We start from the raw sequence: 12603 nt of genomic DNA on the forward strand, positions 1-12603 counted from the left end.
CCTCGAGAGTTCTCCCAGAGAATGGTTGATGAGCCACATAACAACGAGAGTTACCATGGAAAACACCCTCTTAACCGCTAACGCCATCCTGCCCGGCTACGATCGCCACGCGCTGGTCCCCCGTATCGTCCATCTGGGTTTTGGCGCGTTTCACCGCGCCCATCAGGCGGTATACGCCGATATACTGGCCAGCGAGTACGGCAGTGACTGGGGCTACACTGAAGTCAACCTGATTGGCGGCGAGCAGCAGATCGCCGATCTCCGGCAGCAGGATCTGCTGTATACCGTGGCCGAAATGTCCGCCGACGCGTGGACCGCGCGCGTGGTCGGGGTGGTGAAGCAGGCGCTGCATGCCCAGGTCGATGGTCTCGAGGCCGTGCTTTCGGCGATGTGTGAGCCACAGGTGGCCATTGTCTCCCTCACCATTACCGAGAAAGGCTATTGCCATTCGCCCGCCAGCGGCGAGCTGCAGCTCGATCACCCGCTGATCGCCGCCGATCTCGCTAACCCGCGCCAGCCGAAATCGGCAGCGGGCGTGGTGGTGGAGGCTTTAGCGCGCCGCCGGGCGGCAGGGCTGCCTGCCTTTACCGTGATGTCCTGCGATAACATGCCGGAAAATGGTCATGTGATGCGCAACGTTGTTTGCGCCTACGCCCGGGCGCTGGACGCGGACCTCGCTGCATGGATAGAACAGAACGTCACCTTTCCGTCGACCATGGTGGACCGCATTGTCCCGGCGGTGACCGCGGAAACCCTCGATAAAATTGAACAGCTGACCGGCGTGCGCGACCCGGCTGGGGTGGCCTGTGAGCCGTTCCGCCAGTGGGTGATTGAGGATAATTTTGTCGCCGGACGTCCACAGTGGGAGAAAGCGGGGGCGGAGCTGGTCGCCGATGTGGTGCCTTTCGAAGAGATGAAGCTGAGGATGCTTAACGGCAGCCATTCGTTCCTCGCCTATCTCGGCTATCTGGCCGGTTATCAGCATATCAACGACTGTATGCAGGATGACAACTACCGCCGCGCGGCGCTGGCGCTGATGCTGGACGAGCAGGCCCCGACCTTAAAAGTGCAGGGGGTGGATCTGTCACACTATGCCAGTCTGCTGATTGACCGCTACTGCAATCCGGCGCTCAAACACCGTACCTGGCAGATTGCAATGGACGGTAGCCAGAAGCTGCCGCAGCGCATGCTGGACTCGGTACGCTGGCATCTGGCGCACCAGCATGACTTCACGCTGCTGGCGCTGGGCGTGGCGGGGTGGATGCGCTATGTCGGCGGTGTTGACGACGCCGGCCAGGCAATCGAAATTTGCGATCCGCTGCTGCCGGTGATCCAGCAGGCGGTAGCCGCCAGCGCCGATGGCGAAGCGCGCGTCAAAGCGCTGTTGGGCATTGAGGCCATCTTTGGCCGGGAGCTGCCGCAGGAAGCGCGGTTCGTCTCGGCGGTGACCCGCGCCTATGTAGCGCTACAGCGTCAGGGGGCGAAAGCCACCGTTGCCGCATGGGCTGAGGCGCAATAATCATTCGTTCCCGGTGTCGGTCATGGGGTCGACACCGGCTCTTCTGCTGTTTCTGCACGGTTCCGCTGATAAATCTTTTTTGCTGTTGATCGCTTTTAGCAGGCTAAAAATATGATCGAACGCAATGTCCTTACATAACTCTATATTTCCCTGATTTACTAAAGATAATTAGCTGTTATTTTTCCGAATAATGGCTGGTCATTCACCGCAAAAATGGCATAGTTAAGTTATTGAAAAATCATTTTCTCTGGAAAAGGAGTGCGGGCCATGTATAAAAAGATTTTATTGCCTGTTGATGTTTTTGAAATGGATTTAAGCGATAAGGCAGTGCGTCACGCGGAATTTCTCGCATCGGCGGAAAATGGCGAGATCACCTTGCTCAACGTCCTGCCGAACAGCAGCCGTTCGTTATTACGCGGATTTACGGCGGATATTCGTAAATTCGAAGCCTATATGCAGGAAGAGTCAGAGAAAAAGATGCGCGAGGTGGCGCGACTGTTCGACCTGCCAATGTCACGGATCCATACCCGGGTCGTGTTTGGTAACGTGCGCGATGAAATTCTGGCTATCAGTAACAACGAAGCGTTCGATGTGATAGTGATTGGCTCCCGCAAACCGGGGCTCTCCACCCATCTGCTGGGATCCAACGCCGAGTCCATTTTGCGCTACGCCAAAACGCCGGTGCTGGTGGTCAGATAATCCCCTCCGTCACGACGGCTGCGTCAGCCTTATTTCGCAGCCGTCTGGTCCTTACTCTTCGCTAAACCAGTCGCGATTCTCCTGGCGGATCAGCAGCACAGATTCGCTGATTTCATGCAAATGAATACTCATGGCTTTCTCGACTGCCTCAGCGTCGCGTTTTTCCAGCGCGGTAAAAATTTCGTGATGCTGGCGCAGAAGCATCTCCGGGGAGGAGACATGGTCAAGGCTCATGTAGCGCACGCGGTCAATGGCGGCTTTGATGTTTTCCACCGTATCCCAGGCCAGCTGACAATCGGCAATAACCGATAGCTTCTGGTGAAATTCATCATCAAGCAGGAAAAAATCGTTTAACTGCTGGCGGTCGACGGCAATACGCTGCTGATGGAGATTCTGCTCCAGCTGATAGACTTGCTCATCGTTAATCATGCCAGCGGCACGGCGGACCACCGCGCACTCAATCGCCTGGCGGACAAAGCAACCATTGCGCACCTGAGACAGGGAGATTTTGTTGACGTAGCTGCCGCGCTGGGGACGGATCTGGATAAGTCCATTCTCCGCCAGCTTAATAAAGGCCTCGCGCACCGGCTGACGAGATACCGCAAAACGCACGGAGACTTCTTTCTCCGACAGCGGCGTGCCAGGCGGGATGAGGCAGTGAACGATATCCCGGCGGAGGATGCGATAAATTTGCTGATTAACGGGTTGCGTCGGATTCAGTTGCGATTCTGCGGCCATTGATGGTTACTTTTTATGGGGTTATGCGCACTATTTTACGCGTTTTTTGCGGTTCCGCCCATACCCGGCCATCAGGCCGGGTGGCTGACGGTTAGCCCTGGCGGTGAACGCTGAGCCCGGCAAAGCTCTGGCTCACCGGCATCATCTCCAGGGTGTTGATGTTGACGTGTTTCGGTAGGGTGGCCACCCACCAGACCGCCTCGGTCACATCTTCCGGCGTCAGGGCTTCGGTGTTCTCGTAGGTTTTACCGGCTTTGGCGTCATCGCCTTTAAAGCGGACGTTAGAGAACTCGGTGCCGCCCACCAGGCCCGGCTCGATGTCGGTGACGCGCACCGCGGTGCCGTGCAGGTCAGTGCGAAGATTGAGGCTGAACTGGCGCACAAAGGCTTTGGTCGCCCCATAGACGTTACCGCCAGCATAAGGCCAGCTGCCCGCCGTGGAGCCGATGTTGATGATATGGCCGCGATTGCGCGCCACCATGCCCGGCAGGACGGCGCGGGTCATGTACACCAGCCCTTTATTATTGGTGTCGATCATATCTTCCCAGTCTTCCACGCTGGCGCGGTGCGCCGGCTCCAGGCCGAGCGCCAGACCCGCGTTGTTCACCAGCACATCGATAGCCTGCCACTCGGCGGGCAGGTCGGCAATCAGCGTCTCAATAGCGGCGCGGTTGCGGACGTCCAGTTGCGCGATATAAAGATTATCGCCCAGCTCGTCTTTCAGCGTCTTCAGGCGCTCTTCGCGACGTCCGGTGGCAATCACTTTATGACCGTTAGCGACAAAACGGCGAGTAATACTTTCACCAAAACCGGCAGTGGCGCCGGTGACCATGATAATCATCTTACTGTTCCTCAACGCTTTTTGTGTTTTCATACCATAGCACGCACAGGCGGCGACCGGTAACGGAAATCATTGCGACCCCTTAAGGAGAAGCCTAATCTTACAGGATTAGCCTGTGCAGGAGAGAAAGATGTCCGAACAAAACCCCTTTTTTAGCGTCAGTCTGTTGCCTTACCAGGCGCCGCGGTTTGACCTGATCGAAGACAGTCACTATCGGCCGGCGTTTGATGAGGGCGTTCGGCAGCAGCGCGAGGAGATCCGCGCCATTATCGACAATCCGCAGCCGGCCAGTTTCGCTAACACGCTCGAGGCGCTGGAGCAGAGCGGACAGCTGCTGGCGCGGGTGACGCGGGTCTTTTTCGCCATGGCCGGCGCCCATACCAACCCTTATCTTCAATCACTGGATGAACAATTTTCCGCCGAGCTCGCCGGGCTGGGGAATGACATCTGGCTCAACGAGGCCTTATTCCAGCGGGTGAACCGCGTCTACGAACAGCGCGAGACGCTCGCGCTTGACGGCGAATCCCTGCGTCTCCTGACCCTGACATGGCAACGTTTTGTTCACGCCGGGGCAACGCTGGACCCGGCGCAGAAGGCGGTGCTGCGCGCGCTGAACACTGAAGCGGCCACTTTGCAAAGTCAGTTCCAGCAGCGGCTGCTGGGGGCGGCGAAAAGCGGCGGCCTGGTGGTCGATGACCGGCATCAACTGGATGGCCTGAACGATGAGGAGATAGCGGCGGCTGCCGAGGCGGCGCGCGAAAAAGGGCTCAGCGATCGCTGGCTGCTGACGCTGACCAACACCACCCAGCAGCCGCAGCTGCTTGCGCTGCGCGACCGGCAAACGCGGGAAAATCTTTTCGCCGCCGGCTGGACGCGCAATCAGCAGGGCGATGAGCATGATACCCGTCGTCTGGTGCTGCGGCTGGCGGCGATCCGCGCGCAGCAGGCGGAACTGCTGGGGGCGGCAGATTACGCCAGCTGGGCGCTGACCGATCAAATGGCGGCTTCCCCGGCGGAGGCATTGGGCTTTATGCGTCAGATCGCGCCGGCGGCGCGGGCGAGGGCGGAACGTGAGCTGGCGGACATCCAGCAGGTGATCGACAACGAAGGCGGGGCGTTTCACGCGCAGGCATGGGACTGGCTTTACTACAGCGAGCAGGTGCGGCGGGCTGCCTATGCCATTGATGACGCGCAGCTTAAACCCTATTTTGCCCTCGAGCGCGTGCTGCAGGACGGCGTCTTCTGGACGGCATCGCAGCTCTTTGGGCTCCGCTTCGTGGAGCGCTTTGACATCCCGGTGTACCACCCGGATGTGCGGGTCTGGGAGATCTTCGACCACAATGGCGAAGGGATGGCGCTGTTTTATGGTGATTATTTCGCGCGCGATTCAAAGAGCGGCGGCGCCTGGATGGACGTGTTTGTCGAACAGTCGACCCTGCGGGAGCGGCGCCCGGTTATCTATAACGTCTGCAACTACACCCGGCCGCAGAGCGAGCAGAGCGCGCTGTTGTCATGGGATGAGGTGATCACCCTGTTCCATGAGTTTGGCCACGCCCTGCACGGGCTGTTCGCCAACCAGCGTTATGCCAGCCTCTCCGGCACCAATACCCCGCGGGATTTTGTCGAGTTCCCGTCGCAAATCTTCGAACATTGGGCCAGCCATCCGCAGGTATTTGCCCATTATGCGAAGCATTATCGCTCCGGAGAGCCGATGCCGGAGGCGCTGCGCGACAATATGTTGCGTGCGGCAACTTTCAATAAAGGATATGACATGAGCGAGCTGCTAGCCGCCGCGCTGCTCGATATGCGCTGGCACACGCTGTCGACCACTTCGTTACCGGAAGAGGTGGATGCGTTTGAACAGAAAATACTTCGGGATGAGCAACTGGATCTGGCGGCCGTTCCCCCGCGCTATCGCAGCAGCTACTTCTCCCATATCTTCGGCGGGGGCTATGCGGCAGGCTATTACGCCTATCTGTGGACCCAGATGCTGGCCGATGACGGCTATCAGTGGTTCGTGGAGCAGGGCGGTTTGACCCGTGAGAACGGTCAGCGCTTCCGGGAAGCGATTCTGTCGCGCGGCAATAGCACTGATTTAGCTGAACTTTATCGCCAGTGGCGCGGACACGATCCACAGATTGAGCCGATGCTGGAAAACCGTGGGCTGAGTGCGTAGGGTCATTTCGGGCTGACACGATAACCGGGCGCGATGCCCGGTTTATTGACCCCTTTTTGTTCCTCAAATGTCTCCACACTGTTCTCCCCAGTCCCCCCTCAAATTCTGAGAAAAAACTATACCGGCGATATTTCCGTCGCAGTAACGGGGCGGCACAGGTGACAGCGACTTTGTCCGTTTTCCAAACACAGAAAAAGAGGACATCAGGCGCCACTTATTTCCCTGCAAACACGGGTGTTAAGGTTTAATTAACAAACAGGCAGGATACTGACCTCGCCAATCCTCTCATAAAATGGCCAAATCATGAACGAACAGTTACGTAATGCACTACCGCATAAAGACACCCCTTTTTTCCGCATGCTGCATATTATTGTCGCCACCCTGATTCTGCTGCAGATTATTAGCTCTAATTTCACTGAAAGTGAGGCGCTTCGCGACCTGAATATTACCGGGGTCGTCACATGGTTTCATATTGTCTCGGGATTAGCGCTGATTGCGCTTGGTGCGGTGATGCTGGTTTGGATGCTTAATACGCGCGGGTTTCGATACTATTTTGCCTGGTCGACGTTTGATTTTCGTGGTGTGGTTGAAGACAGTAAACAGCTGATGACATTTCGTCTTCCTGAAGCCCATGCCGGGGGCATAGCGGCAATGATCCAGGGGCTTGGCGTACTGGCACTGTTAGCGGTCGCACTCTGTGGTGGACTCTGGTTTGTACTGGACACCGCGTCATGGGCGTCACCGTCGCTGGCGGAAACAGTCCTTCATTGGCATAAGTTTCTGACGGTGTTCATTGAAACATATTTCTGGGCACATGGTGCGATGGGAGTGCTGCATATCTTTCTCTCCTTTCGCCGTCAAAGGAAACAAGCGATTATTGATTAATGTTCTGCACTTTCTAATTCCGATGAGGATGCGTATTTAAAGGGAAACGACATGCATCTTGAACGACACAGCATCGAAACCGTCGGCTGGCTAAGGGCTGCGGTTCTGGGAGCAAATGACGGGATTGTCTCAACCGCAAGCCTGGTGCTCGGCGTCGCCTCTGCAAACAGCGGCTCTTCGGGTGTACTACTGGCGGGGGTCGCCGGGCTGGTTGCTGGCGCCATGTCTATGGCCGCAGGAGAATATGTTTCGGTATCATCCCAGGCGGATACCGAAGCCGCGGCGCTTGCCCAGGAAAAAAGCGAGCTTGACGCCGATTATCAGGGAGAGGTGCGGGAGTTGACATCACTTTATATCCAACGTGGTGTGGAGCCAGCGCTTGCCCGGCAGGTAGCAGAGCAGCTTATGGCTAAAGACGCCCTGGAGGCTCATGCCCGCGAAGAACTGGGGTTAACGGATGTCCTTTCTGCGCGACCTTTGCAGGCGGCTCTCTTTTCGGCAGTGAGTTTTTCCGCCGGGGCGGGGTTGCCTTTGATCGTTGCCTTGTTATCGCCAGCAAAATTGATATCCATCTCTATCTTCTTTTCTACACTTTTTTCACTGGCTGCGCTGGGCTATCTCTCTTCCGTTGTGAGTAACGCACCGCCTGTCAGGGCGATCATCAGAATTACGTTCTGGAGCTCGCTGGCCATGCTTTTTTCGATGGGGATTGGGCGTATCGCCGGGCAGATACTATTGTAGAATTGTCGAGGGTCTGTTCCTCGACCGCTCCTCATCACTGGTTGAGCTCATCGTGGGGTTTTAATCGGCAGGGAGGAGCACTGCCCACCTCATTCGTCAAGGAGATACGTTTGCATATTGAGACTCATCGCCTGCGTCTTCGCCCTGTCATGGCTGAAGATGTTGTCGATCTATACCGAATTTATGGCGATCCGGCGACAAATACCTTTAACCCCGCAGGGCCCTATCCGGATATTGACTATGCCAGTACGGTTCTCCAGCGCTGGCTTGCGCACTGGCACGATCGCGGATTTGGCAACTGGGCCATATCGGCGCGTGATACCCCGGAAAAAATCATTGGCTTTGGCGGCGTAAGTCTACGCAGTTATAACGATGTCACCATTAACAATCTCGGATATCGGTTTTCCACTGAGGCATGGGGAAAAGGACTGGCCACCGAGTTTGCGATTGGCGCGATAAGATATGGCTTCGAGGCGCTTAAACTTGCCGAGATGTCAGCGGTTGTCCGGGCTAACCATCTGGCTTCGCAGAAAGTTCTCGAGAAAGCCGGGATGAGGTACATTAACGATATTGCTGATGTAAAAGATGCGCCGCCGAGTCTGCTCTATTCGTTGACCTTAAGCGAGTGGTTAAGCCAGTCGGGGTAACCCGCGGGCGCTTATTCGCAAGGCTGGATCGCACCGCAGCCGGCGCATCAGGTGGGGATCGCTCACAGAATCATGCGTTCATTCTACTGGCTCAATTAACTCTGGCCCTTGATTGTTGACATTGCCGACCGCCCGCGATACCGCATGCCAGATGAAATCGTCGGCGGTGACGGCTCCGTCCCTGGCAATCTCCACCGCTTCCGCGCCGGTGACTTCTTGCCTCATCCATTCCCGGGCGGCTTCCGGCGCCAGGACCAGCGGCCGGCGGTCATGAATATCGACAAGACCGCGATCGGCGGCAGCGGTCACCAGCAAAAATCCTTCGGCGCTATCCCCGCGTTCGAAGGGCGTGCTGCCAATAGCGGCCATAAATATCGGCTGACCATCCTTGCGCTGGATGAAGTAGGGCTGCTTTTTCTCTCCGGCCTTTTTCCACTCAAACCAGCCGTCGGCGAAGCAGATCGCCCGCCCGTGCTGCCACAGCGGTTTGAACATCCTGCTGGTGGCTGCGGTCTCAACGCAGGCGTTGATCAGCGGGGGTTTATCCCACCATCCTGGCGCATAACCCCAGTAAACGGGATCGAGGTGGAGTTGCGCATTCCTTTCACTCAGGAGTAACACTTTTGTCCCGGGTGCCACGTTATACCGCCCAATCGGCGCCGGGTCCCAAGGGATATCGTATTCAGCCTCTTCGGCAAGATAAGCCAGATATTCTTCCCGCGTCTGTGCTTGCGCAAAACGTCCGCACATCGCCACCTCCAGCATAATGTCTAAAGGAAAGTATAGTTCATCAGGGAGGGGGCGTTGTGAGAAATGATTTTGAAATCATGTGATTGTGATCCCTTCCCTCAGGCGTATGGCTGACGCCTGGGCACATACTGTTTAAGTTGCCGATATTGCAGGCCATAATTCTGGCCTGAAATATATTAATTGAAGTTACGTATTCACTATGTGAATTGCTATTGCGAAAAATGTACGCAGGCGCAAGTACTGAGTATATGTCGCCTGAACAAGGCGTGTAGATGGAGTTGAAGGTGGGGTGTTTACCCGCCGCTGCAACAGACGAAAGGCAACGGCGTAGAAAAAGATTAGTTATCCGGGTTGTTGGAGATGCCTCTCCATACCATCCCCAGACCGATCAACATCGACGCGAAGAGGGCGAACAGGGTGGTAGAGATAAAAATGCTGGTCATTATGATGCCTCTGAAAGTGCGTATGCAGATTATTAGGCACGGGGGGACGAGAAAGGTTCCTTACCTGGCGGATTATCTTTTCACCAGCGTCTTTCCGTCTGGCGCCAGCGAGGCGGATGTCATATCGAGGCACCGCTCTTGACGGAGGGATAATGCGGGGAGCCGTGTTTCTCCCTGCGCTGTTGCAGGAAGCCACTGGCAGGGGGATGCGTCGTGTTTCGGGCGTTGACATCCCATTGTACAAGTTATATATACATGTCGCTTCTGTTTATTGAATGTTAAACAGCATCAGTTATGGGACTCAGAAGCACCACACCCCCGCCGTCGGGCGGGGGTTACTTTGCCACCTGACCTGGTTATTTCTCACGGTGACTGACGAAGAAAATTTTTATTTCAGGTCTTGAAAAACGCGCTTTAGCTATTATTTTATATAGCGGACAAGCAATGCTTGCCTTTATGTTGAGCTTTTGAATGGATATTCAGGAGGTTAATGATGGCACTCAAAACCTTGTCAGCACTCCCGGTATTTGCTGATTCCCTTTTTGCCGATCGCTTTAATCGTATTGACCGTCTTTTCAGCCAGTTAACTGGCGATACGCCGGTGGGTACCTTACCTGCCTACGATTTACAGAAAGTGGATGACAGTAATTTTCTGCTCAGCGTTAGCGTACCAGGCTGGAAAGATGATGAACTGGAAATTGAGACCGTAGGCGGTAATTTACATATTACCGGCAAACGCGCGCAAACCGAAAATCATTCCGGCGGCAGCCAGGGCTGGATTTATAAAGGCATTCGTCGGGCTGATTTCCAGCTCAGTTTCTCGCTTCCTGAACACGCCCAGATTAATCAGGCGCAGCTGGATAGCGGGATCTTAAAAATTGCTATCCATCAGGAAATACCCGAGAGCGAAAAACCGCGCAAAATTGCGATTGAGAATCAAGGCAGGGTGATCGAGCATAAAGTTTGATTGCGTCTCTGTCCTAAAGTTGTTCATTTCAAGGCCCGCGCTGCGGGCCTTTATATTATCCGCTAAAGGAGGCGTAAACGGCCTCCCGGCGATCAGAGAAATCGATATGCTATCCTGTAAACAGGGCCTGTGAGGCTGTGTTCCTTCTAAAAGTCGGCGAGGTGTCAGAATGACGGACCAAATCGATAAAGACGCACAAAATACCCATGAATTGACCGCTCGGGTGGCCCGGGCGCTTATTGCGAGAGGCTGGCGATTGACCACGGCGGAATCCTGCACCGGTGGCAATCTGGCGGCGGCGCTCTGTGCTCAGACTGATACCGCGGCCTTTTATGATACCGGCGTGGTTACCTTCAGCGATGAAGCCAAGCGCAACGTGCTCCAGGTCCGCGCGGAAACCCTGGCGGTACATAGCGCTGTCAGCGAAGCGTGCGTTCAGGAAATGTCGACCGGTATTTTGACGTTAGCCGGGGCCGATATCGCCATCGCCATCAGCGGCTATGCGGGGCCGGAAGGAGGGGAGGATGGAACTCCCGCCGGGACGGTATGGTTTGCATGGAACTTTCGCGGCCAGATCGAAACCCAACGGATGCGCTTTACCGGTGACTGCGAGGCAGTGGTGGCACAAGCGGTGCGCTTCGCCATGGCAGCGCTGGGCGAAAAACTCGCCCACTGGCAGTGACGCTACCGGACGCTGCGCCCTTACAGATCCGCAGCCTGGCGCTCTACCGGCCAGAGAATCTCCCCGATGCCATTCAGACAAGGCCGGGAGAACAGGAAGCCCTGAAACAGGCGAATGCCAACCGACTGTAGCCAGCACCACTCCTCCAGGGTTTCAACGCCTTCCGCCACGACCGTGATGCCTAAATCCTCGCAGCAGCGGACGACCGAGGCGACAATCGCCTGCTTGGTGCCGCTGATATGAATGTTGCGCACCAGCTCTGCGTCCACTTTAATTTTGTCAGGCTGAAAGCGGGTCAGTAACGACAGGCCGGAGTAACCCGCGCCAAAGTCATCGATGGCCAGCTTCATGCCCGCGACGCGCAGCGCTTTGAGCACCTTGCGGAACTGGTCGAAGCAGGTGATCACCTCCGTTTCGGTGACCTCTATCAGCACCTGGTCCGGCCTGAGGCCGGCCGCCAGCAGGCTGTTCATCAGCCAGCCGACGGCGTCAGGATGGTTATACAGCGAACCGGGCAGCAGGTTAATGGCCAGTTGGTGTTTGCCAATCGGTAGCTGACCGGCGAGAGAGAAGGCATATGCTTTGCTCTCGAGGTCGAAACGGTAACGATCCTCCGCCGGGATGGCGGCAAACATCTCCACAGGGGATCCGCCGGTGGGGCTGCGGATCAGCGCTTCAAAGGAGGAGATTCGCTTTTTCGCTGGTTCGACGATAGCCTGCAAGGCAAACTGGCACGGTTGATCGGGAAGATGACGCGGCGTGGCTGTGCCCGCGGCGGCCTTCATCGTCCAGCGAGAAGGCTGCAACGGCTCGGGAAGACAATAGCGCCCACCGTTAGCGATAAAGGCGTTAATCAGTCGGAACATCCGGTCGTTGATTGGCTCGGTGACCCCGAACGAGCTAATGCGCAGGATCTCCTCCAGCGCGCCATCGTTATCGTACAGACGGAGATCCAACATGCGCATCCCGGTGCCGCGAAAGCGACGGTAGGCCGAATAGTCGCGCATCAGCTCAACCACATCGCGATGGCGCGGATCGCTTTGTATTTCGTGGAATAACGACTCCAGACTCTCCTCGCTCCCTTCCAGCACCTGGAAGAACTGCAGGCCGTTAAACAACAGAATGCCGGTGATGCCAAGGGGCGTATTTTTCCCGCAGGCGCGATGAATTAAAGCGTCGAGATCGGTGAGCGGGCGGGCAGGATTAACCTGGCTGCGGTATATCAGGGTGGTTAGCATAATCATTCCGGTCGCTGCGGCAGCGCGTAATGGTCCGCACAGCGCGTATTTAGGGAGGTATGGCCAGACCCTCGGAGAAGGGAGGCTGTTTTTTATGACATTTAACCAACCGTGATGTCCGCTACGCGGAACGGGAGCTTCACTTTGTGATTACCTTCACTCTACAGGGAATCTGAGGTTTAGCTATCATTTTCTCATTCCCAATGCAAAAAAGGGCAAACAGGCCGCTCATTCCGCTTGCGGTATTGGTCCACCGCCTTAAATTATCGGTTAACAT

The 12603-nt window shown here is 56.2% G+C and carries 13 protein-coding genes and 1 pseudogene; 9 read left to right on the top strand and 5 right to left on the bottom strand.

The window, feature by feature from the left end; genetic code table 11:
• Window positions 1-55: 55 nt before the first annotated feature.
• Window positions 56-1519 (top strand): mannitol dehydrogenase family protein, encoded by a 1464-nt coding sequence (locus CE636_RS27725; protein ID WP_004206030.1) that lies wholly within the window; start codon window positions 56-58, stop codon window positions 1517-1519.
• A 267-nt stretch (window positions 1520-1786) separates the two neighbouring features.
• The gene (locus tag CE636_RS27730) at window positions 1787-2218 is read left to right on the top strand and encodes a universal stress protein (RefSeq protein ID WP_017900334.1); all 432 of its coding nucleotides are present in this window, start codon (window positions 1787-1789) and stop codon (window positions 2216-2218) included.
• A 51-nt stretch (window positions 2219-2269) separates the two neighbouring features.
• On the opposite strand, the gene CE636_RS27735 is transcribed toward CE636_RS27730, so the two are convergent.
• Both CE636_RS27735 and ydfG read right to left on the bottom strand, forming a co-directional pair.
• Window positions 2270-2956, bottom strand: coding sequence for a GntR family transcriptional regulator (locus tag CE636_RS27735; RefSeq protein ID WP_004206025.1), 687 nt, complete (start codon window positions 2954-2956; stop codon window positions 2270-2272).
• A 91-nt stretch (window positions 2957-3047) separates the two neighbouring features.
• Window positions 3048-3797 carry a bifunctional NADP-dependent 3-hydroxy acid dehydrogenase/3-hydroxypropionate dehydrogenase YdfG gene (gene ydfG / locus CE636_RS27740; RefSeq protein WP_004206024.1) on the bottom strand — a complete coding sequence of 250 codons (750 nt, stop codon included), beginning with the start codon at window positions 3795-3797 and terminating at the stop codon, window positions 3048-3050.
• Between the two features lie 130 nt (window positions 3798-3927).
• Between ydfG and dcp the strand changes: the two genes are divergently transcribed.
• The 4 genes from dcp to CE636_RS27760 all read left to right on the top strand — a co-directional run bounded on the left by dcp (window position 3928) and on the right by CE636_RS27760 (window position 8246).
• Window positions 3928-5973, top strand: a complete 2046-nt coding sequence (gene dcp / locus CE636_RS27745) for a peptidyl-dipeptidase Dcp (RefSeq protein ID WP_017900335.1) — start codon at window positions 3928-3930, stop codon at window positions 5971-5973.
• Window positions 5974-6276: 303 nt separating this feature from the next.
• Complete coding sequence (locus CE636_RS27750; RefSeq protein WP_004206021.1) at window positions 6277-6858, top strand: cytochrome b/b6 domain-containing protein; 582 nt, start codon at window positions 6277-6279, stop codon at window positions 6856-6858.
• 51 nt (window positions 6859-6909) lie between these two features.
• The gene (locus CE636_RS27755) at window positions 6910-7599 is read left to right on the top strand and encodes a VIT1/CCC1 transporter family protein (protein WP_017900336.1); all 690 of its coding nucleotides are present in this window, start codon (window positions 6910-6912) and stop codon (window positions 7597-7599) included.
• 110 nt (window positions 7600-7709) lie between these two features.
• Entirely contained in the window at window positions 7710-8246 is a 537-nt protein-coding gene (locus CE636_RS27760; RefSeq protein ID WP_004206018.1) for a GNAT family N-acetyltransferase, read from the top strand.
• Between the two features lie 78 nt (window positions 8247-8324).
• On the opposite strand, the gene CE636_RS27765 is transcribed toward CE636_RS27760, so the two are convergent.
• Window positions 8325-8996: an SOS response-associated peptidase gene (locus CE636_RS27765; protein WP_017900337.1), complete on the bottom strand. Its 672-nt coding sequence runs from the start codon at window positions 8994-8996 to the stop codon at window positions 8325-8327.
• Between the two features lie 338 nt (window positions 8997-9334).
• Window positions 9335-9430, bottom strand: coding sequence for a YnaM/YnfT family protein (locus CE636_RS29600; protein WP_272481999.1), 96 nt, complete (start codon window positions 9428-9430; stop codon window positions 9335-9337).
• Between CE636_RS29600 and CE636_RS29100 the strand changes: the two are divergent.
• The 3 genes and pseudogenes from CE636_RS29100 to CE636_RS27780 all read left to right on the top strand — a co-directional run.
• Window positions 9390-9482 (top strand): annotated as a pseudogene (locus CE636_RS29100) (hypothetical protein); the annotation flags it as partial. The gene CE636_RS29600 and the pseudogene CE636_RS29100 overlap by 41 nt on opposite strands.
• A gap of 450 nt (window positions 9483-9932) precedes the next feature.
• Window positions 9933-10406, top strand: a complete 474-nt coding sequence (locus tag CE636_RS27775; RefSeq protein ID WP_017900339.1) for an Hsp20 family protein — start codon at window positions 9933-9935, stop codon at window positions 10404-10406.
• A 169-nt stretch (window positions 10407-10575) separates the two neighbouring features.
• The gene (locus CE636_RS27780) at window positions 10576-11088 is read left to right on the top strand and encodes a 2-oxo-tetronate isomerase (RefSeq protein ID WP_017900340.1); all 513 of its coding nucleotides are present in this window, start codon (window positions 10576-10578) and stop codon (window positions 11086-11088) included.
• Between the two features lie 20 nt (window positions 11089-11108).
• Here CE636_RS27780 and CE636_RS27785 read toward each other — a convergent pair whose 3' ends face one another.
• Window positions 11109-12326 (bottom strand): diguanylate phosphodiesterase, encoded by a 1218-nt coding sequence (locus CE636_RS27785; protein WP_017900341.1) that lies wholly within the window; start codon window positions 12324-12326, stop codon window positions 11109-11111.
• Window positions 12327-12603 lie beyond the last annotated feature (277 nt).

Origin of the sequence: Klebsiella sp. LY (assembly GCF_004010915.1) — a bacterium.
Taxonomy (GTDB): domain Bacteria; phylum Pseudomonadota; class Gammaproteobacteria; order Enterobacterales; family Enterobacteriaceae; genus Klebsiella; species Klebsiella quasipneumoniae.